Origin of the sequence: Kocuria salsicia, from assembly GCF_039532055.1 — a bacterium.
GTDB lineage: Bacteria > Actinomycetota > Actinomycetes > Actinomycetales > Micrococcaceae > Kocuria > Kocuria salsicia.
In genome coordinates this window covers 125,482-152,392 of sequence record NZ_BAAARF010000003.1, presented here as the reverse complement: position 1 = coordinate 152,392, position 26,911 = coordinate 125,482, and the positions used below count along the sequence as shown (strand labels likewise).

21 protein-coding genes are annotated in these 26,911 nt (G+C 69.8%); 8 read left to right on the top strand and 13 right to left on the bottom strand.

The window, feature by feature from the left end; all coding sequences use genetic code 11:
* Positions 1-305: 305 nt before the first annotated feature.
* A complete protein-coding gene (locus ABD264_RS00750; protein WP_173157991.1) occupies positions 306-737 on the bottom strand; it encodes an Hsp20/alpha crystallin family protein in 432 nt (143 codons plus the stop codon).
* Between the two features lie 137 nt (positions 738-874).
* On the opposite strand from ABD264_RS00750, the gene ABD264_RS00745 reads away from it, so the two are divergent.
* Together ABD264_RS00745 and ABD264_RS00740 are read left to right on the top strand one after the other, a co-directional pair.
* The gene (locus tag ABD264_RS00745) at positions 875-1,156 is read left to right on the top strand and encodes a MerR family transcriptional regulator (RefSeq protein ID WP_173157987.1); all 282 of its coding nucleotides are present in this window, start codon (positions 875-877) and stop codon (positions 1,154-1,156) included.
* The gene (locus tag ABD264_RS00740) at positions 1,153-1,374 is read left to right on the top strand and encodes a hypothetical protein (RefSeq protein ID WP_190246670.1); all 222 of its coding nucleotides are present in this window, start codon (positions 1,153-1,155) and stop codon (positions 1,372-1,374) included. The genes ABD264_RS00745 and ABD264_RS00740 overlap by 4 nt, the downstream gene beginning before the upstream one ends.
* Before the next feature lie 12 nt (positions 1,375-1,386).
* Here the strand turns inward: ABD264_RS00740 and ABD264_RS00735 are convergent, their stop codons facing one another.
* Both ABD264_RS00735 and ABD264_RS00730 read right to left on the bottom strand, forming a co-directional pair.
* A complete protein-coding gene (locus ABD264_RS00735) occupies positions 1,387-2,298 on the bottom strand; it encodes an IS5 family transposase (RefSeq protein ID WP_081749190.1) in 912 nt (303 codons plus the stop codon).
* A gap of 259 nt (positions 2,299-2,557) precedes the next feature.
* Positions 2,558-2,857 (bottom strand): DUF4193 domain-containing protein, encoded by a 300-nt coding sequence (locus tag ABD264_RS00730; protein ID WP_144942828.1) that lies wholly within the window; start codon positions 2,855-2,857, stop codon positions 2,558-2,560.
* Positions 2,858-3,214: 357 nt separating this feature from the next.
* Here ABD264_RS00730 and sepH point away from each other — a divergent pair, with 357 nt between their 5' ends.
* Both sepH and ABD264_RS00720 read left to right on the top strand, forming a co-directional pair.
* Positions 3,215-4,594: a septation protein SepH gene (gene sepH, locus ABD264_RS00725; RefSeq protein ID WP_344203557.1), complete on the top strand. Its 1,380-nt coding sequence runs from the start codon at positions 3,215-3,217 to the stop codon at positions 4,592-4,594.
* 134 nt (positions 4,595-4,728) lie between these two features.
* Positions 4,729-5,403 carry a hypothetical protein gene (locus ABD264_RS00720; protein WP_344203554.1) on the top strand — a complete coding sequence of 225 codons (675 nt, stop codon included), beginning with the start codon at positions 4,729-4,731 and terminating at the stop codon, positions 5,401-5,403.
* A 140-nt stretch (positions 5,404-5,543) separates the two neighbouring features.
* Here the strand turns inward: ABD264_RS00720 and ABD264_RS00715 are convergent, their stop codons facing one another.
* The 4 genes from ABD264_RS00715 to ABD264_RS00700 form a co-directional block, all read right to left on the bottom strand.
* Positions 5,544-6,614, bottom strand: coding sequence for an alkaline phosphatase family protein (locus ABD264_RS00715; protein ID WP_344204526.1), 1,071 nt, complete (start codon positions 6,612-6,614; stop codon positions 5,544-5,546).
* A gap of 71 nt (positions 6,615-6,685) precedes the next feature.
* Positions 6,686-7,393, bottom strand: a complete 708-nt coding sequence (locus ABD264_RS00710) for a DUF5998 family protein (protein WP_144942825.1) — start codon at positions 7,391-7,393, stop codon at positions 6,686-6,688.
* Positions 7,394-7,451: 58 nt separating this feature from the next.
* Positions 7,452-9,170: a serine/threonine protein kinase gene (locus tag ABD264_RS00705; RefSeq protein WP_344203550.1), complete on the bottom strand. Its 1,719-nt coding sequence runs from the start codon at positions 9,168-9,170 to the stop codon at positions 7,452-7,454.
* Positions 9,171-9,183: 13 nt separating this feature from the next.
* Entirely contained in the window at positions 9,184-11,874 is a 2,691-nt protein-coding gene (locus tag ABD264_RS00700; protein WP_145010842.1) for a bifunctional acetate--CoA ligase family protein/GNAT family N-acetyltransferase, read from the bottom strand.
* A 70-nt stretch (positions 11,875-11,944) separates the two neighbouring features.
* On the opposite strand from ABD264_RS00700, the gene ABD264_RS00695 reads away from it, so the two are divergent.
* Positions 11,945-14,509: a DNA gyrase/topoisomerase IV subunit A gene (locus ABD264_RS00695; protein ID WP_303105513.1), complete on the top strand. Its 2,565-nt coding sequence runs from the start codon at positions 11,945-11,947 to the stop codon at positions 14,507-14,509.
* Positions 14,510-14,595: 86 nt separating this feature from the next.
* On the opposite strand, the gene ABD264_RS00690 is transcribed toward ABD264_RS00695, so the two are convergent.
* Positions 14,596-16,704 (bottom strand): DNA gyrase/topoisomerase IV subunit B, encoded by a 2,109-nt coding sequence (locus ABD264_RS00690; protein ID WP_344203546.1) that lies wholly within the window; start codon positions 16,702-16,704, stop codon positions 14,596-14,598.
* A gap of 230 nt (positions 16,705-16,934) precedes the next feature.
* Between ABD264_RS00690 and ABD264_RS00685 the strand changes: the two genes are divergently transcribed.
* On the top strand, positions 16,935-17,135 hold the full coding sequence (locus ABD264_RS00685; protein WP_094393794.1) for a DUF7455 domain-containing protein: 201 nt from the start codon (positions 16,935-16,937) through the stop codon (positions 17,133-17,135).
* Positions 17,136-17,242: 107 nt separating this feature from the next.
* Here the strand turns inward: ABD264_RS00685 and ABD264_RS00680 are convergent, their stop codons facing one another.
* From ABD264_RS00680 to ABD264_RS00660, 5 genes are all read right to left on the bottom strand, one after another.
* On the bottom strand, positions 17,243-17,968 hold the full coding sequence (locus tag ABD264_RS00680) for a ubiquinone/menaquinone biosynthesis methyltransferase (RefSeq protein ID WP_303105518.1): 726 nt from the start codon (positions 17,966-17,968) through the stop codon (positions 17,243-17,245).
* Positions 17,968-19,608 (bottom strand): RNA polymerase sigma factor, encoded by a 1,641-nt coding sequence (locus ABD264_RS00675; RefSeq protein WP_144942820.1) that lies wholly within the window; start codon positions 19,606-19,608, stop codon positions 17,968-17,970. Before ABD264_RS00675 ends, ABD264_RS00680 begins: the two co-directional genes overlap by 1 nt.
* A gap of 182 nt (positions 19,609-19,790) precedes the next feature.
* On the bottom strand, positions 19,791-21,182 hold the full coding sequence (locus tag ABD264_RS00670; RefSeq protein ID WP_145010849.1) for a DUF4192 family protein: 1,392 nt from the start codon (positions 21,180-21,182) through the stop codon (positions 19,791-19,793).
* A gap of 126 nt (positions 21,183-21,308) precedes the next feature.
* Positions 21,309-22,604, bottom strand: a complete 1,296-nt coding sequence (locus tag ABD264_RS00665) for an MFS transporter (protein WP_303105523.1) — start codon at positions 22,602-22,604, stop codon at positions 21,309-21,311.
* A 59-nt stretch (positions 22,605-22,663) separates the two neighbouring features.
* Positions 22,664-23,593 (bottom strand): proteasome assembly chaperone family protein, encoded by a 930-nt coding sequence (locus ABD264_RS00660; protein ID WP_144942817.1) that lies wholly within the window; start codon positions 23,591-23,593, stop codon positions 22,664-22,666.
* 215 nt (positions 23,594-23,808) lie between these two features.
* Here ABD264_RS00660 and ABD264_RS00655 point away from each other — a divergent pair, with 215 nt between their 5' ends.
* Both ABD264_RS00655 and lpdA read left to right on the top strand, forming a co-directional pair.
* Positions 23,809-25,335, top strand: coding sequence for a leucyl aminopeptidase (locus tag ABD264_RS00655; protein WP_344203537.1), 1,527 nt, complete (start codon positions 23,809-23,811; stop codon positions 25,333-25,335).
* A 172-nt stretch (positions 25,336-25,507) separates the two neighbouring features.
* Positions 25,508-26,875 (top strand): dihydrolipoyl dehydrogenase, encoded by a 1,368-nt coding sequence (gene lpdA / locus ABD264_RS00650; RefSeq protein ID WP_144942815.1) that lies wholly within the window; start codon positions 25,508-25,510, stop codon positions 26,873-26,875.
* The last annotated feature ends 36 nt before the right edge of the window (positions 26,876-26,911 follow it).

The window sequence follows — 26,911 nt, the reverse complement described above, 5'->3', positions numbered from 1 at the left end:
ACCTCCTCTCGTCTGGGCTCTCAGCGTTCTCAGGCTGGGGAGGAGAACGCTGACAAGCGAGGACTCGGTGGACGAAGGCCTGGGTTGCTGAGAGGCCGGGTGATCGGAACAGTTGCCACGGTGCGGAGTGCCTGAAGACCCGGCACCCGCAATGACTCACGACCTGCGGTTCATCACCTGTGTGGTGACTCGTGTCGAGGTCCCGCAGTTTGCGGTCGCTGAGGATGATCGCCCAGAACGCAGCATCGATATCCAGCTGATCGTTTGGTGCACACGTCTGCATGGCAACACGCCACCAATTGTTGTTAGGCACTGATGGCTGCTGGTTCAGCAGAGCCTGAGTTGATAGCGATCTTGCGGGGCTTCGCCGACTCCGCGACCGGGATACTGAGCGTGAGCACTCCGGCGTCATAGTTCGCCGTGATGCTGCTGGTATCAAGGTTGTCGCCGAGGACGAGCTGACGGCTGAAGGTCCCGCGGGGCCGCTCGGCCGCGACTGAAGACTCCCCGTGGTCGGGGGCGGGCCGTTCGGCTTTGACGGTGACGACGTTGTTCTCCACGTCGAGGTCGATGTTGTCAGGATCGATTCCTGGTAGGTCGAGTTCGACGCGGAAAGTATCGCCGTCGCGCCAGGCGTCCATGGGCATCATCACAGGGCGGGCCGTTGTGCCGGTGGCTCCGAAGATTTCTCTGCTCAGGCGTTCGACTTCGCGGAATGGGTCAGTGCGCATCATGATCATTGGTGAAACCATCCTTTGCTGGATGGTGGATTCGTGCAGATGATATGATCTACATCATCTGATAGACATATTATGTACTCGATCGGAATGCGAATGTCAACACTCAGTCGGGAGGAATTTTGGGAGATGGTGAGATGGCGAGTTCAGCGTCTGGTGGGCGCTTGTTCTCGATTTCGCATGTTGCGGAGCTGACCGGTGTTGGTGTGCAGTCGTTGCGACAGTACGAGGCTCATGGGTTGGTGGCTCCTGCTCGGAGTGAGGGCGGGACGCGGCGGTTCAGTCGCGGGGATATTGCTCGTCTGCGGCGTGTGCGCGACTTGGTTGACGTGGGCGCGAATCTCGTTAGCATCGGAATCATTCTCGATCTCCAGGATGAGAACACCTCGCTTCGGTACGAATTGAGGAGGATGCAATGATGGCGAATGAAACGCAGCCCGGTGTCGAGGTTCCTGAGCCGGACTGGAGCGAACAGCTCATTGACGCTCGAGAGCCTGAGGGTGTCAATCATGAAGACGTCGAATCGGTTCCTGGTTCGAACGCGATTCGCGAGGCCGACGACGGTGATGTCGCAGAACAGGGCGTCATCGTGGAGATCGACGATGATGACGGATACGACGACTCAGACGCAATCTAGGGCATGTCTCCTTTATCGGCGTAGCCATGTCAGGATCGCGCTGATCACGACCGCCGCCCGATAGGTGATCGCGAGCTTGTCGTAGCGCGTTGCTAATCCTCGCCACTGTTTGACGTAGGCAAACGAGCGTTCCACGACGTTGCGGTTCCGATACGCACCAGCATCGAACGTCGGCGGCCGTCCACCCTTACTCCCGCGTCTCTTTCGGCTCGCGACCTGGTCCTTCTTCTCCGGGATCACTGCCCGAATGCCTCGCGATCGCAGGTACTCGCGATTCGCCCTGGACCCATAAGCACGATCAGCGAGAACGGTATCCGGACGAGTGCGAGAGCGACCGCCACCAGCCCGCGGCACTCGAATATCGGCAAGGACCTGCGGCAGGATCACCCCGTCGTGGCGCTGTCCACCGGTGACCACCACTGCCAGGGGGCGGCCATTGCCGTCGACGGCATGATGGATCTTCGTCGTCAGCCCACCGCGCGAGCGACCGATGCCATGCCCGGTCGGCTCACACTCCTGATCGGGCAGATTCTTGTAATTCGACGTAGCCCCTGTGTCTTGGTCAGGGCGCGTCGTGTTCGTTGCATGCTGGTGGCCACGATTGATGGTGCCATCCACGGAGACGTTCCAGTCGATATCACCGGCAGCATCAGCATCAGAAAGTACGTGGGCCAGCACCCGGTCCCAGGTGCCATCGGCGGCGTAGCGGCGGTGACGTTTCCATACCGTCTGCCAAGGCCCGAAGTGCTCACGGGGCAGATCGCGCCAGGCGATGCCGACACGGTAGCGGTAGACGATTCCCTCGACGATTCGACGGTTGTTTTCAAACGGTCGGGCTCTTTTGCCGGCATTCGAAGGTAGGAGAGGTTCAATCTTCTCCCACTGCTCATCAGTGAATACTCGGTGTCGTTGCTTCGTAGTCACAACACCACCGTGTCAGTGCTGGAATGGTCAATAAAGGAGACACGCCCTAGCGGCCTCCGCCGGGCCGTGCGCCCCGGTGGGCGTTCGGCACCCAGCGCTTGTCCACGTTGGAGCAGGTACCCCGCGTCCCGGGCTCTCCATCCCGGTACGACGACGGACGGTCCACCGAGAAGGTGACCGCCCGTCGTCGTACTCGCCGCCCGTCAGCTCCGAACGGGTCCGGCGGCCCCGGTGCGCAACCGGGGTGGGGTGCGCGGGATCAGCCCACGCACTCGTGGCAGAACTTCACACCGTTGCGCTCCTCCGCGAGCTGCGAACGGTGGCGGACAAGGAAGCAGGAGCCGCAGGTGAACTCGTCGTCCTGGGCGGGAAGGACCACCACGGAGAGCTCCTCGTTGGAGAGGTCCGCGCCGGGCAGCTCGAAGCTCTCGGCCGCCGTGGCTTCGTCTTCGTCAACGCTTCCGGACTGGTGGTCCGACCGCCGGGACTGCAGCTCCTCGATGGAGTCTTCCTTGAGGTCCTCGTCCTGCTTGCGCGGTGCGTCGTAGTCTGTGGCCATGTGTCTATCCGCTCCAACCGGTCTTCGCGAGATCGCTGTGTGAAACGGTTCCCCGGACGATCTCCCCCCGGGGCCGTGTCGCGTAGATTGTTCACCATGGTGCCGCAAAAAGCCAGTACCGTGGCGGGCATTTTCTCCCAGCGCGAGATTTGTCCCTGGAGGGGGTCTTCCAACCCGGTCCCAGACGGCCGGCAACCGGCCCGGACGGGCCCCTGGCGACGTCGGTGCCGCACCACCGCCGCGCCCTGCCGCGGATCCTCGGCGTCCGGCAGACGCGGTGCCACTAGACTGGCGCACGAACGCGCCGCGCGCACCGCAGGAACACGGGGGCGCAGACACCCGTGAGGGAAGGACAGCATGGAGCAGTTGCGTCTGGTAGGAGTGCACGACGACGGTGAGCACCTCATCGTGGAGACCCACGACTCGACCCGGTACCGGGTAAAGATCGACCAGCAGTTGCGGCAGACCATCCAGCACGCCCGCCGCAAGCCCCCCGCTCGCGGCCGCGGCGGCTCGTCCTTCGGCCCCCGGGACATCCAGGCGCGCTTCCGCGCCGGGGCGAGCGTGGACGACGTCGTGGCGGAGTCCGGGTGGGAGGCCGAGCGGGTCAAGCGCTACGAGTGGCCGATCCTCGCCGAACGCTCCCACATGGTCACGGCCGCGTGCCGCGTGAAGGTCTCCGGCACCGCGCCCTCCCACGACGGCTACCGCTCCGTGTTCGAGGGCGAGCCCAAGACGCTTGAGGAGACCGCGGACGAGCGGGCCTCCCAGCTCGGCGTGGACCGGCGCAGCCTCGACTGGGACGCCTGGCTGCGCGAGGACCAGCTGTGGAACGTGCAGCTGAGCTTCTCCGTGTCCGACCCCCGGGCCTCGGGACTCGACACCGAGGGCCCCGCGCTGTGGAGCTACAACCCCGCGAACCAGACCGTGCGCGCCGAGAACGACTGGGCGCGCGCGCTCGGCGAGGAGCCCCGCGAGACGGGTCCGCTCGGCGTGACCGCCCCCGTCCCCCCGGCGGTCGCCACCCCCGTGGCCCCCACGCCCTCCGCGCAGCTGCGCCACCTGCAGCACGAGGCGAGCCAGGCGGACGACCTCCTGGACGTCCTGCAGTCCCGCCGTGGCCGCCGGCTCGGATCGGACGAGGACGGCGACGACCGCCTCGCCGAGATCCTCGGCCGCGGCATGGGCCGCGTGGAGCAGCGCCCCCGCCCGATCGACGCACCGGAGGACTCCCCCGTCTTCGACCAGCCCATCCAGCCCGCGGCCTCCCGCGTGGCGGAGGAGCAGGCCCTACAGGGAGAGGGCATCGAGATCGTGGACGACTCCACCCCCTACGGACACGACGCCGCCACCCCCGCCGAGGACCCGACCGCACCGCTGGCCCCGGGCGAGGCCACCGCGCAGCACCTCGCCTCCGGCGACACGGAGACCACCGACCAGAACGACGACGTGGCTCCTGACGCGGACGCGGAGGAACCCGCTGCGGAACCCACCGCACCCGAGACGCCGCGCTCGGACGAGAGCGCCCCCACCGAGGCGACCGCCCACGAGGACTCTGCCCCCGAGCACTCCGCCCCCGACGAGTCCGGCGAGCCCCTCGACGGCGATCGGGACGAGACCCCGGAGGAGGACCGCGCCGCCGCGAACGCCGCACCGGGACCCCGTGGACGCACGCCCCGGGCCAAGCGCTCCTCCGTTCCGAGCTGGGACGACATCGTCTTCGGCAACCGCACGTGAGCCGCGCCCACCGCTCCCACGTGCACTGATGCGAGAAACACGCGGCGCACGGTAAAGTCACCGGAGCGGATCGGGCTCAGGGGAGAATTGTCCCGGTCGCGTGACTTCTCGGGCGATCTTTAGGGACTTTGTGCATGAGCAACTCCATCCAGGACGATCTCTTCGGCGACGACGCCCAGGCCGGTGACGGCGCCGCGGCCTCGTCCCCGACGGGGGTCCGCAGGTACCTCGCGCCCTTCGCTCTCGGCGGCGCGGCCCTGCTCGTGCTGGCCGGGGTCGGAGCGGTCGCGTTCACGGGGCTCTCCGGCGGTTCCGACGACGACGCCCCCGCCACCTTCACGTCCGCCTCGCCGAGCGCGACCCCCAGCCCCACGCCGTCGGCAACGCCGTCCCCCACGCCAAGCGTGGAGCCCGAGCCCACGGAACCCGCGGAGCAGTACTACTACGTGCCCGCGCCCCAGCCCGTGGCGCCGGTCCAGCCCGAGGTCCCCGCCCCGCAGCCTGTTGCCCCGCAGCCCGCACCCACCACGGCCGCACCGGCCCCCACCCCGGAGAAGTCGCAGGCCCCGGCGCCCACGAAGCAGCCCGCCACCCCGCCCGCTGACGGCAGCACGGGTTCCAAGGGCGGGGATTCCACGGGCGGCGGCTCGAACGGCGGCGGTTCGGGCAACGGCAGTGGTTCCGGCGCAGGCAACGGAAGCGGCACGGGGAAATCCGGTGGGGGCTCGACCGGAAAGCAGGGCGGCACCACCGGCGGCACGGGCGCCGGCTCCAAGGCGACCCAGGGAACCGGGGGCGCCGGCCGCTGACGCGGAAGGGGCACCGGAACGGTCCAGGGGCCAGGACTGCCCGGGCTGCCACACGAGCCACGGCGTCAAGACGTCCTGGAAACATCAAGAGATGGCGTCACGTGTGCTCGGCCGCCGCAATGCCGTCGTTTGCCGTCACCTCACCACAGCAGTGCCGGGACCATCCGTTCCTGCTCGGTGAGCGAACCGTGCTGGCCCACCATGGCCAGCGGCCGGGTGCCCTGCCGCGCGACGTCGTACAGCGCGACGTCCTCCCGGCCCAGCACCCACACGTCACCCGCCCGGGCGAGCATCCGCTCGTCCGGGCCCGGGCCGAAGTAGCCGTACGCGGCCAGCTCGTCACGGGTGGCGAGCCACACCGCGTCTCCGAAGTGTGAGCGCCAGTGGTCCACTACCTCCTCGGCCGAGGTGCCGCGCTTCAGGTGCAGCTGCACCGCGCGGGGCTCCCCCGCGGTGTGCCGCACCCCGGCCATCAGCTCCGGGACGGCGGAGACGTCGAGGCGGTTTTCCTGGGGGACGTCCACCATGCCGTGGTCGGCCGTCAGGACCACCCGGGTGTTGGCGGGCAGCCGGGACACGAGCCGCTTCAGAGCCGAGTCCAGGTCCTCGAGCGCGCGCAGCCAGGAGTCCGAGCGCCAGCCCTGCTTGTGCCCGGTCTTGTCGAGGTCGTCCCAGTAGAAGTAGACCAGCCCGCGGCGGCCCTCCTTCAGCTGTTCCAGAGTCCGCGCCGAGCGTGCGTGGACGCCCTGCGCGCCCACGAATCTGCCACCGCGCAACACCGCGCGGGTCAGCGCCGAGGACTCGAACCGGGGGGAACTCACAGTCACGGCGTCCACGTGGCGTGAGGCCCGTTCCAGTACTGTCTCCCCGGGCTGCCACTGCAGGGGATCCAGGGAGGCAGGCCAGTTGCCGAGCATGTTGACCACGCGGTCCGTAGCGGGGTCCAGGACGTCGTAGCCCAGCATCCCGTGCCGGCCCGGAGCGCGCCCGGTGCCCAGGCACGCGAGCGAGACGGACGTCGTGGACGGGAACGCGGCGTCGAGCTCCCCCAGCGACTGGGCCGAGCGCAGAGTGGGTGCGTACCCGCTGACCTGCGAGAGCAGCCGCGAGCCGAGCCCGTCCACCAGCACCACCACGTAGCGCTGCGCGGCAGGCAGGCTCAGCGCGTTGCGGAACCCGGGGATCCCCAGGGCCGCGGCGGCGGAGGTCATCACCTCTCCCACGCCGCGGGAGCCGTACCTCGGGGGTGCGGGCAGGAACGGGGTTGGCGCGGCGTCCTCGCTCACGAGGAGCGCCCCGTGTCGCGCCCGTTGTGCCGGTGGCCGAAACGGGTGCGCGGTGCCGGGGTCTCCGTGCGGGCGGTGCCCTGGTACTGCGGGGCCTGGGCGAGCTGCGCCCCTGAGTCCGTCAGCGGGGCCACGTTGGCCCGACGCAGGGTCCGCGCGAACTCTCGAGCGCCCTCCACGGCGTCCTGGCCGTCCGCCTCGGAGCTGATGCGCATCACCACGTCCTCGCTCGCCGCAGTACCCGTGTAGCCGTGGTCCGCCTGGCACTCCGGGTCCTCGCACATGGCCGGGTAGAGCTCGAGCTGCTGGGTGCCTGTCCAGCTGACTGCGAGGTTCAGCTCCATGATGGGGGTGCCGGGTGTGTAGTTCTGGGGCTGGTGGTACGCGTAGCTCAGCGTCACGGAGCGGATCTGGGAAATCGGCACGGTCTCCGTGGACACTCGTGCCACGGTCTCCGCGCCGACGTCGTCGAACTGCTGGTCGTCCACGTGCGTGATGTGCAGAACGTCCTCCGCGAGCACGAGCGCCGTGATGTGGCGGTGCAGCTCGGTGTTCGTGAAGTGGGTCTCCAGCTGCACGAGGTGGGACACGGGACGCCTGCCGTCCAGGGAGTCCTTGACCACGTCCGTGACGAGCTGGGGGTAGAAGCCCGCCTTCTCGATGTCCTGGACCAGCCGTGAACCGTCGGGTGCTGAGAATGTCATGGCGCCATTGTCCTCTACCCGCGCGGACGGGGCACATCCGTGACCAGCCGCGCACCGCTCACGGGGTCACAACGCACGAGACCGTGCCGTCCTCCAGCTCCGTGCACACGGGCGTGGCGTCAGTGGTGGGTTCCGCGGTGGGCACGGTGGGCGCCCCGTTGCCCGGTTGTGCGGGGCTCGTGGTCGGTGCGGGTGAGGTGCTCGGACTCGAAGGGTCCGTGCCACCGCCCCACTGGGCGAGCAGCGGCCCGAGCCACACGTAGCCCACCGCCAGCGCGAGCACAACCAGGGCCAGCATCAGCAGCCACCAGGGCCAGCGCGGGCCACGACGACGCGGCGGGCCCGCCTGCCCCAGGCCCGTGTCCGCGGAGTCCGTCGTCGCCGGGTCCGTGGCCGCTGCCACAGAGCCCTGCGAAGCCCCGACGTCATAGGGTTCGGTCTCGTACAGCCCCGCCTGCACGGTGGCCACCACGGGCTCGACCACCAAGGGGTCGACCGCCGCTTGCCCCGAACCGCCCGGCGCCTGACCGTCACGGAATTCCTGACCGTCACTGAAGCCATGGTCGTCGGCGAAGCCCTGGCTGTCAGCGGTGCCGTGGGCGTCGGTGGGTATGGCAACGGTGGCGTCCGTGACCTCCCCGAGGGAGTCCTCCGCCGGGGCCAGCTGCTCCGTGGGCTCCACCGGGGCGAAGGGCCGCAGCGGGTCCCCGGACCACTGCGCCGCCACCGGCTGCCCCGCAGCGGCAAGGCCCTGCGCACGCTGCCCGTCAACCGGCTGTCTCCGAAGGTGTTGTCCCTGAGCTGGTTCCCCCTGGGCCGGCAGCGCCTTGCGGTGCACCGCGTGCCACGCGAGCGGTGCGTCCGGCGTGCCCGCCCCGGGAGGCAGTCGGGCGGCGTCGGCCACCGGGGACAGCTCCCGCTCCGTGGTGGGTTCCAGGACGTCGAACACCTCGAAGGGCTCGCCGTCCGCCGTCTCGCTCTGCTTGTTCTCGCGCTCCGGGGCGGTCTCCAACAGAGCGGTGACCAGCTCCTGCGCCGCCCGGGTGCGCTCCTCGGGCTCCCGGCTGAGCAGCCCAGCCACGCCCCGGCGCAGCACGGGCGAGTTCTCGAACAGCCCCAGCCGGGCAACATCGTCCGGGCCCAGAGGGTCCCCGCTGAGGTCAACCTCCGGCAGCACCATGCGCACGGCGGTCACGCCCGCGGCGTAGAGGTCCATGGTCGGAGAGGGGTTGCCGGGGGCGTACGCCTCGTGCGGGAGGTAGCCCGGGGTGCCCACCACGGTGCCGGTGTGCGTGAGCCGGGCGTCGTCCGTGCGCACCGCAATGCCGAAGTCCGCGAGCCGCGCGACCGGCGGGGCAGAGCCCGTGGGCTCGAGCAGCACGTTGGCGGGCTTCACGTCCCGGTGCACCCAGCCGCGGGTGTGCACGAACTGCAGGGCCTCGAGCAGCTGGTAGACGAGCTCCTCGGCGAGCGCGTCCGAGACCGGGCCGTTATCCTGCAGCGCGGCCTCCAGGGTGCCGCCGGAAACCAGTTCCATGGCGATGGCCACGTGCTCGTCCTCCGCGGCCCACCCGTAGGGGGCCACCACGTGCGGGTGCTCGAGGTTCACGGACTGTTCGCGCACGAAGCGCAGCAGGTCCGCGGAGTCGCGCTGGCGCAGCACCTTGGCAGCGCAGATCCGGCCGAGCCGCAGGTCCTGGGCGCGCCACACGGCACCGCTGCCGCCCTCCGCAACGGGCGTGAGCAGTTCGAAGCGTCCAGCGATCGTGTCCCGCACCCTGTCGGGGCCCCTAGCCCAGCATCGCGCGGCGGGCGCTGTCCGTGCGCTGTCCGGGGTCCCCGATCTTGACCGTGGCCGAGAGCACCGTGAGCACCGAGCCGGAGAGCACCACGGGGTTCAGTTCCAGGAAGGCGATCTCCGGGAAGCGGTCCTTGAGGAAGGCGACACGGTTGACGAGCTGCTCCAGGCCGGTCGTGTCCACCGGGGGCACGCCCTGGTAGCCGAAGAGCTTGCGGGCAGCCTTGGGGGCTCGCACCATGCGGGTGATGTCCCGGTCGGTGAGCGGGGGCACCCGGTGGGCCCAGTCGTCCAGGAGGTTCACCGCGTCCCCGGCCATCCCGAAGGAGAGCACGGGCCCGATCAGCGGATCCTCTGCCGCGCGCAGCACCACCGTCTGTCCGGTCGGGGCCATGGACTGTACCTCGAAGTCGGTCACGTCCCACCCCGCGAGCGTGCGCTTCATGGTCTCCACGGCAGTACGCAGCTGCCCCTCGTCCGCAATGTTCAGCACCACCCCGCCCAGGTCCAGGCGGTGGCGCAGGAACGGGTCCGTGGTCTTCAGCGCGACGGGGTAGCCGAGCCTGCCGGCAGCGGCCACGCCCTCCTCGAGGTCGTGGAAGCGCACGGACTCGAGCACACGGATTCCCGCGTGGCCCAGCAGCTCGTTGCGTTCCGCGACGCCGAGCTCGTAGAGGGCGTCCCCGGTGATCTTGCGGCGCTCGCGCTCCAGGAACTTCTCCACGGCGTCGAAGTCGAAGTCCTCCGGGTCCACCACCACGCCCTGGTCCTGCGAACGCCACGCGGTGTAGCCGATCACCCGCGCGAGCGCGTGCATAGCGGTTCCGGGCGAGTCGAAGCACGGCAACGCCGGGTGGCCGTCCGCGAGCACCGCGGTGGTCACGGCGTCCGGGCCGTGCTGGCCGGTGAAGACCGCCACCGTGGTGCGGTCGGCGGCGCTCGCCTCCTGCGCGACCGCTGCCGCGACCGCGCGCTGGTCCAGTCCGCGCACGGGCATCAGCACGAGCACCACGCTGTCCACGTCCCCTGAGGTGAGCTGGGCGCGGACGGCGGTCAGCACGGCCTCGTGTGCGTCCCCGGCACCGCCGGAGGTATCGACCGCGCCGTCGACCGCCACGGGTTCCAGGCCCAGTCGCAGCGCCGTGTCCTCGGTGAGCTGGGCGAGGGCCAGAGCGTTGGAGACCACCGCGATCCGGGCAGATGCGGGCAGCGGCTGGCTCTCGGTGATGGCCGCGATGTCCATGAGCTCCTCGGCGGTGGCCGCGCGGATCACCCCGGCCTGGCGGAACATGGAGTCCAGCGCACCCGGCGGTGCCTGGGTGACACGCCCGGTGTGGCCCGGGGGCAGCCGCAGCCCGGTGACCTCGGACTTGGCCACGATCACAGGCTTGCTCAGGGACAGCCGCCGCGCGATCCGGGAGAATTTGCGCGGGTTTCCCACCGACTGCAGGTAGAGCCCGCACACGGTGGTCCCGGGGTCGTCCTCCCAGTACTGCATGAGGTCGTTGCCGGAGACGTCCGCACGGTTTCCGGCGGAGAGGTAGCTCGACAGGCCCACACCGTGGCGCAGTGCCGCGCCGTAGAGCATGGAGCCAACGGCCCCGGACTGGGAGAACAGGCCCAGCCCGCCCCGCCGCGGCATCTCGGGGAGCACCGAGGCGTTGAGGGACACGTCCGGGTCCGTGTTCATCAGCCCCAGGCTCGCGGGGCCCACCACGCGCATCCCGGCCGCGCGGGCGATCCGCACGAGCCTGCGCTGGTCCGCCGCGCCGCTCGCGCCGTCCTCCGCATACCCACCCGTCATCACGACGACGGCCCGCACGCCGACCCTGCCGCAGTCGGCCACCGCCTCTTCGACGGCCTCGCGCGGGACAGCGATCACCGCGAGGTCCACCGCGGCGTCGATCTCCTGCAGGGAGGAGACGAACACGAGCCCCTCGCGCTCGTACGGCGTGTGGCCCACGCCGTAGAGGGTGCCGGTGTAGCCGCCGGTGAGGATCGCCTCAACCGCGTGGTGCCCTGCGTGGTCCGCGTGCGCCGAGGCCCCCACGACCGCCACCGTGGTGGGGGTCAGTAGCTGCTGCAGCGAGCGCGCCTCGGCCCGGTGCTCACGGGCGGCCATCACGGCAAGGGACTTCTCCGTGGGGTCGATGTCGAATTCGACCATCACCACACCGTCCTCGAACTGCCGGGAGACGTCGTAGCCGGCCTCCACGAAGACGTGGAGCATCTTGCGGTTCTCGGGCAGCACCTCCGCAGTGAAGCGGTCGATGCCGTTCTCGCGGGCCGCCGCGGCCAGGTGCTCGAGGAGGATGGAGCCGATCCCGCGGCCCTGGTGGTGGTCCGAGATCATGAACGCGACCTCGGCCACGCGGGGGCTGACGCGGTCGTAGCGGCCCACGCCAATCATCTTCCCGCCGAGGATCAGCACGAAGCACACGCGGTCCGTGTGGTCCACCGTGGTGAAGCGCTCCAGTTCCCGCTGGGAGAGCTGCGGCTTGTAGGAGAAGAAGCGCAAATAGATGGAGTCCTGGGACTGGGAGGAGTGCAGCTCCTGCAGCAGTTCCTTGTCCTGGGGGCTGATGGGGCGCAGGTGGGCCGTGGCGCCGTCGCGCAGGATCACGTCCGCCTCCCAGTACTCGGGGTAGGCCTTCGGCTGCGGAGCTTCGTCGGTGGAACCCATAGACTTCAGAGTAACCAACCGTCTGCCCCGGTCACAGGTGCACGCACCGATTTCAAGGAGTTCCCTCTCGATGGCACGCCGCCGCTCAGCCGCCCGCTCCCCCCAGGACGACCTGCCCGAGGACTTCGTCGAGCACATCGTGGACGTGGACGTCACCCGGGAGATGGAGACCAGCTTCCTGGAGTACTCCTACTCGGTGATCTACTCGCGTGCCCTGCCGGACGCCCGGGACGGGCTCAAGCCGGTGCAGCGGCGCATCCTGTTCATGATGGATCAGATGGGCCTGCGCCCAGATCGCGGCCACGTCAAGAGCGCGCGCGTGGTCGGCGAGGTCATGGGCAAGCTGCACCCCCACGGGGACGCGGCGATCTACGACGCGATGGTCCGCATGGCGCAGTCCTTCGCCATGCGCGTGCCTCTGGTGGACGGCCACGGCAACTTCGGTTCGCTCGACGACGGTCCGGCGGCCCCGCGCTACACCGAGGCCCGCATGGCCCCGGCGGCTCGCACGCTCACCGGGGACCTCGACGAGGACGTCGTGGACTTCGTGCCCAACTACGACAACCAGTTCCAGCAGCCGGGCGTGCTGCCCGCCGCGTACCCCAACCTGCTGGTCAACGGTGCCACGGGCATCGCGGTGGGCATGGCCACCAACATGGCACCGCACAACATGCGCGAGGTGGCCGCCGGTGCGCGCCACCTGGTGCTCAACCCCGAGGCCACGCTGGAAGAGCTCATGAAGTTCATCCCCGGCCCGGACCTGCCCTCCGGGGGCCGGATCGTGGGCCTGGAGGGGATCCGGGACGCCTACCGCACCGGGCGCGGCTCGTTCCGCACGCGCGCCACGGTCTCCGTGGAGCAGGTCTCCCCCCGCAAGCAGGGCATCGTGGTCACCGAGCTGCCGTACATGGTGGGCCCGGAGAAGATCACCGAGAAGATCAAGGACGCCGTCCAGGCCAAGAAGCTCACGGGCATCTCGGACGTCGTGGACCTCACGGACCGCACCAACGGGCTGCGCCTGGTCATCGAGGTCAAGAACGGCTTCAACCCCCAGGCCGTGCTGGCGCAGCTGTACAAGCACACGCCGCTCGAGGAGTCCTTCGGGATCAACAACGTGGCCCTCGTGGAGGGTCAGCCCCGCACCATGGGGCTGCTGGAGCTGCTGCGGGTCTACACGGAGCACCGGATCACGGTGGTGCGCCGGAGGACCGCGTTCCGGCTGGCGAAGCGGCAGGACCGGCTGCACCTGGTGGAGGGCCTACTGGTGGCCATCGTGGACATCGACGAGGTCATCCAGATCATCCGCTCCTCCGAGGAGACGGCGCAGGCGCGGGACCGGCTGATCGCCGTCTTCGACCTCTCCCGTGCGCAGGCCGAGCACATCCTCGAACTGCGGCTGCGCCAGCTCACCAAGTTCTCCCGCATCGAGCTCGAGGCCGAACAGGACCAGCTGCAGAAGGAGATCGCCGAGCTCGAGGCGATCCTGGGCTCCGAGGCCACGCTGCGCGGCGTCGTCGCGGACGAACTGGCGGAGACGGCAGAAGATTTCGGCGACGACCGCCGCACGGTGCTGCTCGAGGCCGAGGACCTGCCCGCGGTCACGGCGGCCCAGGCCGGTGGGAAGAAGGCCCTGGCCGTGTCCGTGGCGCTGGAGATCAGCGACGACCCGTGCTGGGTCTTCCTCTCCACCACCGGGCGCATCGCCCGCAGCGCCGCGCGTGCCCCGCTCGTGGACGCCTCGCGGCGCTTCAAGCACGACGCCCTGACCAGCGTGGTGCCGGCCACGGCGCGCGGGGAGATCGCGGCGGTCACCTCCACGGGCCGCATGCTGCGCGTCTCGTGCGTGGACATCCCGGTGCTCCCGGACTTCGACGGCGTTCCCCGGCTCGCGGACGGTGTCCCCGCCGCGGACTTCCTGGGCCTGGAGAAGAAGGAGGAGCTCGTGGGGCTCGTGCCCCTCAACGAGGTTGTCGCGATCGGCACCGCCGAGGGCGTGGTCAAGCGCGTGAACCCGGACTACCCTCTGAACCTGGACCAGTGGCCCGCGATCAAGCTCAAGGACCACGACCGCGTGGTGGGCATTGGCGCAGCCCCGGACAGCGCGGAGCTCGTCTTCGTCTCCTCGGACGCCAAGCTGCTGCGCTTCCCCGCCTCCGCGGTGCGGCCCCAGGGCAGGACCGCGGGCGGCGTCGCCGGCATGAAGCTCGCCGCCGGTGAGCGCGTGGTCTTCTTCGGCGCGGTGCTGCCGCGCGAGTCCACCGTGGTGGTCACCCAGGCCCGCAGCGACGGCCAGTTGCCCGAGATGGGCGAGGCGTCCCTGAAGGTCACCCCGCTCGCCGAGTTCCCGAGAAAGGGACGGGCCACCGCGGGCGTGCGGGCCCAGCGGCTGCTCACGGGCGAGGACGGCCTGACACTGGCGTGGGTCGGCCACGGCCCCGCCAAGGCGGTCTCCCCCGCCGGTGTCGCGCGTTCGCTGCCCACCGAGTACGGCCGCCGGGACGGCTCGGGGGTGGGGATCGACCGAGCCGTGGCCGCGATCGGGCCCGCTCTCACGGGGCTTGCGGTGGGTGAGGAGTCGGACGCGGGTACCGCGAGCTCCGCAGACGCCGCCGACGACGCTCCGGACGTTTCCTAGGCTCGGCAGGACCGGCCCGCTCGCGGGAGCCGTGGCCGCTCCCCGTGCCCCGCGTCGTCATCCACCGCCCAGAAAGGCGCACCGGATCAGGCGTCGATCTGCTCCTGGTTCAGGTGTGAGGCACCCGCGACGATGAAGTCCTTGCGCGGGGCCACCTGCAAGCCCATGAGCAGCGAGAAGGCGTGCTCCGCGGCCTCGGCGTCCGCCACGCGCACCCGGCGCAGCACACGGTGCCGGATGTCCATGGTGGTCTCCGCGAGCTGGTCCGCGTCCATCTCACCCAAGCCCTTGTAGCGCTGGATGGGCTCCTTGTAGCGGCGCCCCTGCTCCTCGAGGCTGCCCAGCAGCGTGTCCAGCTCTCGCTCCGAGTACGTGTAGACCATCTCGTTGGCCTTGGACCCGGGGTTCACGATCTGCACGCGGTGCAGCGGCGGAACCGCGGCGTAGACCCGCCCCGCCTCCACCAGCGGTCGCATGTAGCGGTAGAACAGGGTCAGCAGCAGGGTGCGGATGTGGGCGCCGTCCACGTCAGCGTCCGTCATCATGATGACCTTGCCGTAGCGGGCGGCGTCGAGGTCGAAGCTGCGCCCGGAGCCTGCGCCGATCACCTGGATCAACGCGGCGCACTCCGCGTTGGCGAGCATGTCCGTGATGGAGGCCTTCTGCACGTTGAGGATCTTGCCGCGGATGGGCAGCAGCGCCTGGTAGTTCGAGTTGCGGGCGAGGCGCGCGGTGCCCAGCGCGGAGTCCCCCTCCACGATGAACAGCTCTGAGCGGTCCACGTCCGCGGAGCGGCACTCCACGAGCTTGGTGGGCATGGACGAGGTCTCCAGTGCGTTCTTGCGTCGCTGAGTCTCCTTGTGCACGCGCGCGGAGATCCGGGACTTCATCTCCGCGACAACCTTCTCCAGCAGCTGGTTCGCCTGGGCCTTGTCGTCGCGCTTCTTGGAGGTCAGCTGCTTCGTCAATTCCGACTCGATCACCTTCGCCACGATCTGGCGCACCGCCGGAGTGCCGAGGACCTCCTTGGTCTGGCCTTCGAACTGCGGCTCTGCCAGGCGCACCGTCAGCACCGCGGTGAGCCCGGCCAGGACGTCGTCCTTCTCGAGCTTGTCGTTGCCCGCCTTGAGTTTGCGCGAGTTCGCCTCCACCTGCTTGCGCAGCGTCTTCAGCAGCGCGGTCTCGAAACCGCTCAGGTGCGTGCCCCCCTTGGGTGTGGCGATGATGTTCACGAACGAGCGGACCGCGGTGTCGTATCCGACGCCCCAGCGCAGGGCCACATCCACCTCGCACGTGCGCTCCACATCCTGCAGCTGCGCGTGCCCGGAGCCGTCGAGCACCGGGACCCGTTCGCTGAACGTGCCCTGCCCGTGCAACCGCCACACGTCCGTGACGGGTGCGTCCGGGGCGAGGAACTCCGCAAACTCGGAAATGCCGCCGTCGTACTGGAAGACCTCCTCCACGGGGCCGTCCGCGCCGGGGGTGCCCGGCAGTCGGCGCTCGTCCGTGACGGTGATGCGCAGCCCGGGAATCAGGAACGCCGTCTGCCGTGCACGGCGCACGAGATCCTCGGTGGAGAACTTGGCGTCCGGGGTGAAGATCTGGTCGTCCGCCCAGTAGCGGATTCGCGTTCCGGTGACCCCGCGCTTGGCCCTGCCCACCACCTGCAGGTGCGAGTCCGTGGTGAAGGGCTCGAACGGAGCGTTCGGCGACGGCGCACCCTTGTCCGCGAACGTGCCCGGCTCACCACGTTTGAAGGACATCTGGTAGGTCTTCCCGCCGCGGTCCACCTGGACGTCCAGGCGCGAGGAGAGCGCGTTGACCACAGAGGCGCCCACGCCGTGCAGACCGCCGGAGGCCGAGTAGGACCCGCCGCCGAACTTGCCGCCCGCGTGCAGCTTGGTGAACACCACCTCCACACCGGTCAGCCCTGTGCGCGGCTCGGTGTCGATCGGGATGCCGCGGCCGTCGTCGTGGACCTCCACGCAGCCGTCCTTGTGCAGGATCACCGCGATGTCCTGACCGTAGCCCGCCAACGCCTCGTCCACCGAGTTGTCGATGACTTCCCACAGGCAGTGCATGAGACCCCGCGAGTCCGTGGAGCCGATGTACATGCCCGGGCGCTTGCGCACCGCTTCCAGTCCCTCCAGCACGGAGAGGTGACGGGCGTTGTATTCGGAGCGAGACGGTGTCACGGTTGAGCTTCTCCCGGAGTCTGGGGGTGCCGCGCGCGGGCGGGGTGGGACTGTCTCACTCTAGACGGCGGCCCCGACGTTTGTGCGCGGTGGGCGAAACCGCGGGATCCCGGGAAGCAATCCCCGGGCCCGTGGGTTGTACTGGAACGTGCGGCCCCGGGTGTTCCCGGGACCGCACCGCGGCCGCACCGGCGTGCGAGGCCGCATCCCGTACTTGTGAGGAGGATCCCATGAACGCGACTGTCGAAACGCGTGAACTCAACGCAACCCACCGTTGCGACGCCTGCGGTGCCCAGGCATACGTGCGCGTGGTCCTCGAGTCCACGGGCGGCGAGCTGCTGTTCTGCGCCCACCACGCCCGCGTCAACGAGGACAAGCTGCGTCCCCTGGCGTCATCGTGGCAGGACGAGACCCAGCGCATCGGAGCCTGAGAAGACCACGCGGCCCGGGTGACACCGGGCCTTGGGGACGACGAGAAGGGGCACGCATCCATGGATGTGTGCCCCTTCTGCTGCGTCCAGCAGTGTCGTCCGCGAACTCAGGACCCGGGCTTGCGGCCCCAGAGGATCACGTTGGTGCCCAGGTACTTGCTCTCGTAGCCCACGTCCACGAAACCGGCCTCGCGCATCAGCTCCGCAACGCGGGCGGGCTGGATGAACCCGAGCGTGGAGTCCTTGAGGTAGTCGTAGGCGCGGCGGTCTCCCGCCACCACCTGACCGAGCAGAGGCAGCACCACACTCATGCCCGCCGAGATCGCCAACCGCAACGCGCCCCGGGGCGGCGCCGTCTCCAGCACGACGACGCGGCCGCCCGGGCGCAGCACCCGCACCTGCTCAGCCAGCACGCGCGGTACGTCGCTCACGTTGCGCAGCAGGTAGCCGTGCGTCACCGCGTCGAAGGACTCGTCGTCGAAGCGCAGGCTGTGGGCGTCCGCGAACTCCCACGTGATGGCGTCGGCACCGGGTTTGGTGCGGGCCGTCTCGAGCATCTTCTCCGAAAAGTCCACGCCCGCGACCTCCGCCCGCGGTTCCCGACGTCGCAGCGCCAGGGCGATCTCGCCGGTGCCGGTGGCGATGTCCAGGACCCGGCCCCCGGGACCCACGCCGGCACGCTGGGCGACCTCACGGCACCAGGCCGCGTGGCGACCAAGCGTCATGAGCGAGTTGACCCGGTCGTAGGAGGTGGTGATCCGGTTGAAGATCCCCTGTACCTGCGTGTCCCGTGCGGTCATCGTGTGCTCCGCTCCCGCGGTCGTCCCTGTCATCAGTCCAGGTAGTCCCGCAACACCTGGGAGCGGGACGGGTGGCGCAGCTTGGACATGGTCTTGGACTCTATCTGGCGGATCCGTTCGCGGGTCACCCCGTAGACCTTGCCGATCTCGTCCAGGGTCTTGGGTTGGCCGTCCGTGAGCCCGAAACGCATGGCCACCACACCGGCCTCCCGCTCGGAGAGGGTGTCCAGCACGGAGTGCAGCTGCTCCTGCAGAAGGGTGAAGGACACCGCGTCCGCGGGCACCACGGCCTCGGAGTCCTCGATGAGGTCGCCGAACTCGGAGTCGCCGTCCTCACCCAGTGGGGTGTGCAGCGAGATGGGCTCACGGCCGTATTTCTGCACCTCCACGACCTTCTCCGGCGTCATGTCCAGCTCGTTGGCCAGCTCCTCCGGGGTGGGCTCGCGTCCCAGGTCCTGGAGCATCTGGCGCTGAACGCGGGCCAGCTTGTTGATGACCTCCACCATGTGCACGGGGATGCGGATGGTGCGAGCCTGGTCCGCCATGGCGCGGGTGATGGCCTGACGTATCCACCACGTCGCGTACGTGGAGAACTTGAAGCCCTTGGTGTAGTCGAACTTCTCGACCGCACGGATCAGGCCCAGGTTGCCCTCCTGGATCAGGTCCAGGAAAAGCATGCCGCGACCGGTGTAGCGCTTCGCCAGGGAGACCACGAGGCGCAGGTTCGCCTCGAGCAGGTGGTTCTTCGCGCGGCGGCCGTCGTGGATGACCCACCTGTACGCCCGGCGGGTGTCCGCGTCCATGGAGTCCTGCTCCTCGGCGAACTTGTGCTCGGCGTAGAGGCCGGCCTCGATGCGCAGCGCGAGGTCCACCTCCTGCTCCGCGTTGAGCAGGGCCACCTTGCCGATCTGCTTGAGATAGTCCTTGACGGGGTCCGCGGTGGCACCGGCGACCACGACCTGCTGGGCCGGGGCGTCGTCGTCGTCGTTGTTGGTCAGCACGAACCCACGGGCGCTGCGGTCCTGACGGCCCTTCATGAGCTGCGCGGATTCCTCAGCGGAAGCCTGCTGCGACTCCTGCGACTCCTCGTCCTCGTCCTGGGGCTCCTCGGTGACGAGCTCGTCCTCGGCGAGGACCTCGTCCACGGGATCGGCCTTCTTGCGGCCCCGGCCCGTACCGGCGGGCTTCGCCGCGGGCTTGGCGGCCGCCTTTCGGGTGGCGGGCTTCACCGTGCCGGACGCCGGGGAGGCGGCGGTCTTCGACGCGTCGGTGCTCTTGGTGGCGGCCGTCTTGGTGGCCGTGGTCTTGGTGGCCGTGGTCTTGCGCGTGGTCGTCTTCTTCGGAGCCGCCGTCTTGCGCGCGGCGGTCTTCTTCGCCGCGGGCTTGGCATCGGCGGCGGTCTCCGACATCGTGGACCCGGCTGCCGCGGACTCGTCAGTGGCCGCGGACGACGCCGCAGTGGTCTTGGTCGCGGCGGTCTTGCCCGCGCTGCTCGCCACCGCAGTGGTGCGCTTGGCGGCAGTGGACTTGCGGGCCGCCGTCTTCTTGGCCGCGGTCGACTTCTTGGCCGGGGCCCTCTTGGCAGTGGTGGTCTGGGCGGTGGTCTCAGCCGAGTCGGTCCCCGCCTCGGGAGCCTGTGATCCGGATGCGGTCTTGCTGGCAGCTGGTGACACGGAAAGCCTTTCGTTGGACAGAGACAGGGTGCTCGCCGCACCAGCGGCCAACACACCTATGACCCTGTCAAGTCCGGCACCGCGACACGCGGTTCTCGCCGGGACTCTGAGGGTCCTACAGGCGGTAACGCCGCCCACCCTGGGATTGTTCCCAGGGTGGGAATCTTTTTTCACCGCGGGACTCAGCCCGCCGTCTGCCGCACCCACCAGCTCCTCCCCGGCCAGCCCGTCCGGGGGTCCGTGCACCACCATGGCGTACCCAGGCGCTGGAGCCGCCCGCGCACCTCCGCAACCGCCCCGCCGGGCCGCTGCACGGCAGACTCCGCGTCCGCGGTGCAGCGGACAAGCAGGCGCGCGGCGGTGTGCGCCCGTCCCCGGAAGAACTCCAGCTGGGCCAGGGCGGCCACCACCGTGTCCGCGGTCTCCGCCGTGAGCACCCCGCCCGCCGGCGCGCAACCGCCCCCGCCCACCCGCGCGTGGGCGATTCCGTCCAGCACCTGGAGGATGCGGTGTGCCACCTCGATCGACTCCCAGTGCGGTGGGCCCTCCCACTCCCCGGCCACGGCGACCACGCACCGCAGCGCCTCGTCGACCGCCTCTGCATCCGGCTCGGACCCGCCAGCTCCGCCTCGCACCCTGGCGATGGCGGGGCGCAGAGCGAGCCACGCGGCCTCCGCACGTACACGGTCCCCGCACAGCCACGCATAGAAGAGGCACGTGCGCGCGGCCTCGTCCCGCAGGCCGTCCAGCATGTCCCGCAGGTCTGCGGCGGGTGTCTCGAGCACCGCAGCCACCCAGTCCTGCCGACGCCGTTGCACGCGCCGCAGCGTGCGGTCCCACGCGGCGAGCGACGTGGGCGAGGGCGACGACGCGGCACCGGAACCTGGCGTGCCACTGGATCGTGGTCTGTCACCGAACCGAGCACCACGAGGTGCCGCATCCACTCCCGGGCAGGGATCGCCCCCGGTTGTCGCGCACCGGGCCTCCTGGCCGCTGGTCGCCGCGTGCGCAGTCGCGACGCGTCCGGGCCCGGCGAGTTCCCCCGCCTTCTCCCGCAACGCTTTCTGCCATCGTGGATCCTCCCCCGGTGCCGGCGGTTCCAGGGCACTGCCCAGCGCGACGAGCTGCGCGTTGACCGGGCTGTCCTCGACCAGCGTGATGGGGCGGGCCACGTGCGGCTGGACCGGGTTCCACCAGAACCGGGGCGTCACCAGGAGCACGGTGAGCAGCTCCACCCCCACTGCCCCGGCGATCTCCTCCCACTGCTGAGTGAGCGCGACCAGCTCGGACGCGGTGCTCTCGGGTATGGCCTCCCGGTAGACGACGACGATCACGTCAGCGGCACCGGGCAGGTGCTCCAGGGCCTTGGACACCTCGCGGCTCACCCCCTCCGGAGGGACGTCCACCGGGGGACGTGCCATCGTCAGCAGGAGCACGCCACTGTCTCCACCGGGAACGACGAGGACGCACGCGTCACGCGGTCTGTACCCCAGCTGGTGCGGAATCAGGGCGAGGAGATCCTCGGGGTGGCGGATGCGGACCACGGGTCCGTGGTCTTCGTGGGTCAGGGTCATGGGACCAGACTCGACACACCGCGCCCAGGAAACGCGTTAGCCACCGTCACCTCGGGACGAGCCACGACGCCGCCGCGCAGCCCCGTCGCCTGTGCAGGCCGCCCACCGTGCGGCCCCGGGGTCGCGTCAGACCGCGTCGGCCCCGTGTGCCCGGCGCACCTTGTGGGTGCAGCGCAGAATGGCCACGGTGCCCACAAGTGCCACGAGGCCCTGGGCCGCGATCGCCGGACGGAACGCCTCGCCGTCGTACAGGCTGGGTGAGAGCCCGGCTCCGTGAAGCAGGTCCAGCACGAGGCCCGTCACGTAGATGGCGAGCAGGGACGCCGCGAAGCCGCCCACGTTCGCGAGACCGGTGGCCGTGCCGCCGCGCTGCGGCGGGTTGAAGGCGCGCACGATGTCGAACGCGATCATCGAGGCCGGCAGGGACAGCGCAATCATGCACACGCACACGTACACCACGGCCAGGGGCGCGTGGCCCGGCCACAGCAGCAGGATCGCCCATCCTGACCATGCCATCACGCAGAACGAGAGCACCAGGCGGGAGCGGCGTCGGGCGAACCGTGCACTCAGCTTGCCCACGAACGGTGCCACGACCACGTTGAAGACCACGTAGACCGTCATCACGAACGACGCCTGCGTGGGATCGAGACCCTGGGCGTTCTGCAGGTAGGGGTAGGCCCACATCAGGGCGAACGTGTTGCCCACGAACTGCACGGTGAAGTGCACCCAGAACCCCAGCTGGGTGCCCGGCTCGCGCAGGGACTGGCTCATGGAGGCGCGGACAGAGGCGAAGGAGATGCTGTCGTTGAGGACCCGCACCCCCGGCGGGTTGTTGCGCAGCACGAGACCGGAGAGCACCGCCGCGAGCACGCACATGCCCGCCATCGTCACGAGGGACGGCACCCATCCGGTGGCATGCAGCAGCACGGCGAACGGGATCACTGAGAAGAGCTGCCCCAGGTTGCCGGTCATCCCCACCACCTGGGTGAGCATCGGCACCTTCAGCGCGGAGAACCACACGGGAAGCAGCCGCATCACGCACACGAACGTGGCGGCGTCGCCGGCACCCACCAGGATGCGCCCCACCACGCCGCCGGTCACGGACTGCGCCGCCGCGAGCTGCAGCTGGCCCGCGGCCATGGACACCGCTCCCACGGTGATCAGGATGCGCGGGCCGTAGCGGTCCACGAGCACCCCCACGGGAACCTGCAGCACGGCGTAGACCAGCACCTGCATCATGGAGAACATCGACAGCCCGGAGGCCGCGGTCTGGAAGCGGTCCGCCGCCTCCACGGTGGCCACGCCGAAGCTTGTGCGCTGCGCCACGGCGGAGAAGTAAGCGAACACCCCCATCGCCAGGATCAACCACGCGGTGGTCGAATCCTTGTACGTGGACGGTGGGGGTGTTGCTGCGTCGGACATGAGGGGAGGGCCTCCGCGGGCTGGTTCACGGCGACCCGCGCACGTGGGCCACGGGTCCTCTACTGCTGGTGGTCCTCCGGGTCGCTGCGACCGGCCAGGAACGCCTCTGCGGCGGCACCGAGGTCGTCGGCATCGGGGAGGTCGGCGTCGTCGGGCCCGGCGAGGATTGAGCGGCGGGCGGACGCGTCCACCACGTCATCGTATCGCCGTTCCATGTTCTCGATCACGGCCTGGACCTCAGGGGAGGAGCCCGCCTGCTCGTCGATCTGGCGAACCACGTCCCGGGAGGCCTCGCGCAGCTCATCCGTGGGCAGCGTGCGACCGGTGACGGCGCTGAGGTACTCCAGGGCCGCGACCGCCGCCTGCGGGAGGTAGGACTCCGCGAGGTACTGGGGGACATGAACGGACAGTCCCACGTGGTCGATCCCGCCCTCCTGCAGCCGCAGCTCGAGCAGGTGGGACGCGGACGCGCTGATCTCGAAGGTGGGCTTGCTGCCGTCCGTGCGGGGCAGCAGATCCGCGCGGGGCCCGTGCGCTGAGACCAGCACGGGCCGCGTGTGGGGAACCGGCATGGGGATCCCACTCACCAGCGCCACCAGGCTCACGCGCAACCGTTGCGCGAGTCCCACCACGGCGGCCGCAAAGCGCTCCCACTGGGTGTCCGGCTCGGGGCCGGTGAGCAGCAGGAAGTGGCGGTCCAGCCCGTCCGTGACCACGTGGAGGTTCAGTTCCGGAGCTTCCCAGTCCTCGAAGTGGTCCTCGGCAAACGTGACGCGGGGCCGCCGGGAGCGGTAGTCGTAGAGCTGATCCAGGTCGAAGCGGACGACGGTCTCGCTGGGCATGGAGTCGAGGACGACGGCCTCGATCTGTCCGGCAAGATGACCCGCCTCCACGTACCCGGACAGCGCGACGATCAGGGGCAGGCCGCGCAGCCTCTCATCGCTCAGCAACGCGGGATTGCCCAGGTACAGGGCCGTGGGATCCAGCACATCTCCTCCTTGTGGGCTCGTGCGCCGTGCGCCCCGGAAACGGGGCCGAAACCGGCTCGTGGTGGTACAACGCGATCCCGGGCACCGCCTATTCCCCGGTGCGCGTCACCGCGGGTCGTTAGGATCGGTCACACGTGGGCGCACCGCGCCCGGGGCCGTCGCACCACCCGTGCGGCCCGGCCCCGTTTCCAGGACATCCGTGAAAGGACGCCACAGTGACCACACCGCAGGAGATCCTCGCCACCCACGAGGTGCAGCTCACCGTCACCACCAAGCCCCTCGGGGACGCCCCCGCGGACGCACTGGTCCTCGGCGTCTCCCATGACGGCGCCGTCGCGGTTCCGGGCGACGTCAAGGGGGGCCTGCGCCGTCGTCTGAACGAGCTCGCCGAGCGCGCCGGTGCGCGCGGCAGCCTCGAGAGCGTCGTCGTGGTGCCCGCACCCGACGACGTCCGCGCGGGCGACGTCCTCTTCGTGGGACTCGGCCGCGGTGAGGCGGACGAGCGCCGCGAGAACCTGCGCCGCGCCGCCGGTGCCGCCACCCGTGCCCTCCAGGGGCGGGCAGCGTCCGCGACCGTCGCGCTGCCCGTGACCGGCGCCGAGGACGCCCAGGCCGTCGCCGAGGGCGTCGCGCTCGGCGCGTTCCACTACACCGCTCAGAAGTCCCGGACCCTCTCCGACGACGACGCACCGCTGGCCTCCGCCGCCGTGGCGGTTGCCAAGAACCTCGGCAAGGATGCCGGGCCCACCCTCCAGCGCGCGGCGCACGTGGCGCGAGCCGTGCGCCTGGCCCGCACGCTCGTGGACCTCTCCCCGGACACCGCGACCCCCGAGTTCGTGGCGGACGTGGCCCGCACCGCTGCGAAGGGCACGAAGGTCTCGGTGGAGGTCCTCGCGGAGAAGGAGCTCACCCGCGGCAACTACGGCGGCCTGCTCGGCGTGGGTGCCGGCTCGGTCAACGGACCGCGCCTGGTGAAGGTGCACTGGGCCCCGTCCCGCGCCAAGAAGCACGTGGCGCTCGTGGGCAAGGGCATCACGTTCGACTCCGGCGGCCTCTCCCTGAAGCCCCCGGCCTCCATGATGACGATGAAGTCGGACATGGCCGGCGCGGCCGCCGTGCTGAGCACAGTCCTCGCCGCGGCCGCACTGGAGCTTCCCGTGGCCGTGACCGGCTGGCTGTGCCTCGCCGAGAACCTGCCCTCGGGCTCCGCGACCCGCCCCGGCGATGTTCTCACCATGCACAGCGGGCACACCGTCGAGGTGCTGAACACGGACGCCGAGGGCCGTCTCGTCCTCGCCGACGGCCTGTGGGCCGCCGGGCAGGAGCACCCGGACGCCATCGTGGACATCGCCACCCTGACCGGCGCGCAGATGGCAGCCCTCGGTGTCCGCACCGCCGGCGTGATGGGCGACGACGCCGCCCGCGACCTCGCCGTGCGGGCCGCCACCCGTGCGGGCGAGCCGGCGTGGCCCATGCCGCTGCCCGAGCACCTGCGGCCCTCGCTCGACTCATTCGTCGCGGACCTGAAGAACATCGGTGACAAGCACGGCGGGATGCTCGTGGCCGGGCTGTTTTTGCGGGAGTTCGTCCCGGAGCACCGCGGGCGCAGGATCCCCTGGGCCCACATCGACATCGCCGGGCCGTCGTTCAACGAGTCCCAGCCGTGGGGCTACACACCCAAGGAGGGGACAGGCTTCGGCGTCCGAACCCTGTTGGCGATTGCGCGGGAGCACGCCGAGTAGGCTTCTGCCCATCGCGGACACGCCACGCAGCGGGGGCCCACCGGCACGCAATACATGGTGGGCCCCCGGGCGTGGCGTTAGGCTGGACCCCAACCGTGACCGCCCTTCACAGACCCCGGATCGGGCCTCGGGCGGGCACCCTAACCAAGCACTCGAACCCCGAGGAGCCAACGTGGCCGACAACCAATACGACATCCTGGTCCTGGGCGGAGGATCCGCCGGATACTCCGCAGCACTGCGCGCAGTCCAGTTGGGCTACAGCGTGGCTCTGGTCGAGAAGGAGAAGCTCGGCGGCACGTGCCTGCATTGGGGCTGCATCCCCACGAAGGCGTACCTGCACTCGGCTGAGCTGGCCGAGGGCGCCCGGGAGTCCGAGAAGTACGGCATCAAGGCCACCCTCGAGTCCATCGACATGGGTGCGGTGCGCGATTACAAGAACAAGATCGTGCAGGGCAAGTACAAGGGTCTGACCGGGCTCATGAAGATGCGCAAGGTGGACGTCATCGCTGGCAACGGCAAGCTCACCGGGCCCAACACGATCGACGTGGACGGCACCACCTACACCGGCAAGCACATCATCCTGGCCACCGGCTCGGTCTCCAAGACCCTCGGCATCGAGATCGGGGGCCGCGTGATGACCTCCACGGAGGCCCTGGAGATCGACTTCGTGCCCAAGTCCGCGATCGTTCTGGGCGGCGGCGTCATCGGCTGCGAGTTCGCCTCCATGTGGCGTTCCTTCGGCGTGGACGTCACCGTGATCGAGGGCCTGCCCCACCTCGTCGCCAACGAGGACCCCGCCATCATCAAGACGCTCGAGCGCGAGTTCAAGAAGCGCGGCATCAAGTACAACCTCGGCACGTTCTTCGAGAAGGTCGAGCAGAACGACGACGGCGCCAAGGTCACCCTCGCGGATGGCAAGGAGTTCGAGGCCGACGTCGTGCTCGTGGCCGTGGGCCGCGGCCCCAACACCGCGGACATGGGCTTCGAGGAGCAGGGCATCCCCATGGACCGCGGTTTCGTGACCCCGAACGAGCGGCTGCACACGGGCGTGGGCAGCATCTATGCGATCGGCGACATCGTCCCCGGCGTGCAGCTGGCACACCGCGGCTACCAGCAGGGCCGCTTCGTGGCCGAGGAGATCGCCGGGCTGAACCCCGTGGTCGTCCCGGACATCAACGTCCCCAAGGTCACCTTCACGGAGCCGGAGATCGCGTCCGTGGGCTACTCGCAGCCCAAGGCCGAGGAGAAGTTCGGCAAGGACAACGTGGAGACCTTCGAGTACAACCTGGCAGGCAACGGCAAGAGCTCGATTCTCGGCACCGGCGGCTTCATCAAGCTGGTGCGCGAGAAGGACGGCCCCATCGTCGGCTTCCACGCGATCGGCACCCGCATCAGCGAGCAGATCGGCGAGGGCCAGCTCATGGTGAACTGGGAGGCCTACCCGGAGGACGTGGCGGCGTTCGTCCACGCCCACCCCACACAGAATGAGGCCATCGGTGAGGCGGCCATGGCACTGGCCGGTATCCCGTTGCACGGCTGATCCACTGGAACCGGGTGCCCACCCTCGGGCTGGCGC

Coding starts and splice junctions, on each gene's coding strand:
- ABD264_RS00715 (WP_344204526.1), bottom strand. CDS start 6,614: ATGACCTCCGCCGCCGCGGCCCTGGGGATCCCCGGGTTCCGCAACGCG.
- ABD264_RS00700 (WP_145010842.1), bottom strand. CDS start 11,874: ATGGGTTCCACCGACGAAGCTCCGCAGCCGAAGGCCTACCCCGAGTAC.
- ABD264_RS00740 (WP_190246670.1), top strand. CDS start 1,153: ATGATGGCGAATGAAACGCAGCCCGGTGTCGAGGTTCCTGAGCCGGAC.
- ABD264_RS00670 (WP_145010849.1), bottom strand. CDS start 21,182: ATGACCCTGACCCACGAAGACCACGGACCCGTGGTCCGCATCCGCCAC.
- ABD264_RS00730 (WP_144942828.1), bottom strand. CDS start 2,857: ATGGCCACAGACTACGACGCACCGCGCAAGCAGGACGAGGACCTCAAG.
- ABD264_RS00665 (WP_303105523.1), bottom strand. CDS start 22,604: ATGTCCGACGCAGCAACACCCCCACCGTCCACGTACAAGGATTCGACC.
- ABD264_RS00695 (WP_303105513.1), top strand. CDS start 11,945: ATGGCACGCCGCCGCTCAGCCGCCCGCTCCCCCCAGGACGACCTGCCC.
- ABD264_RS00745 (WP_173157987.1), top strand. CDS start 875: ATGGCGAGTTCAGCGTCTGGTGGGCGCTTGTTCTCGATTTCGCATGTT.
- ABD264_RS00710 (WP_144942825.1), bottom strand. CDS start 7,393: ATGACATTCTCAGCACCCGACGGTTCACGGCTGGTCCAGGACATCGAG.
- ABD264_RS00720 (WP_344203554.1), top strand. CDS start 4,729: ATGAGCAACTCCATCCAGGACGATCTCTTCGGCGACGACGCCCAGGCC.
- sepH (WP_344203557.1), top strand. CDS start 3,215: ATGGAGCAGTTGCGTCTGGTAGGAGTGCACGACGACGGTGAGCACCTC.
- ABD264_RS00680 (WP_303105518.1), bottom strand. CDS start 17,968: ATGACAGGGACGACCGCGGGAGCGGAGCACACGATGACCGCACGGGAC.
- ABD264_RS00685 (WP_094393794.1), top strand. CDS start 16,935: ATGAACGCGACTGTCGAAACGCGTGAACTCAACGCAACCCACCGTTGC.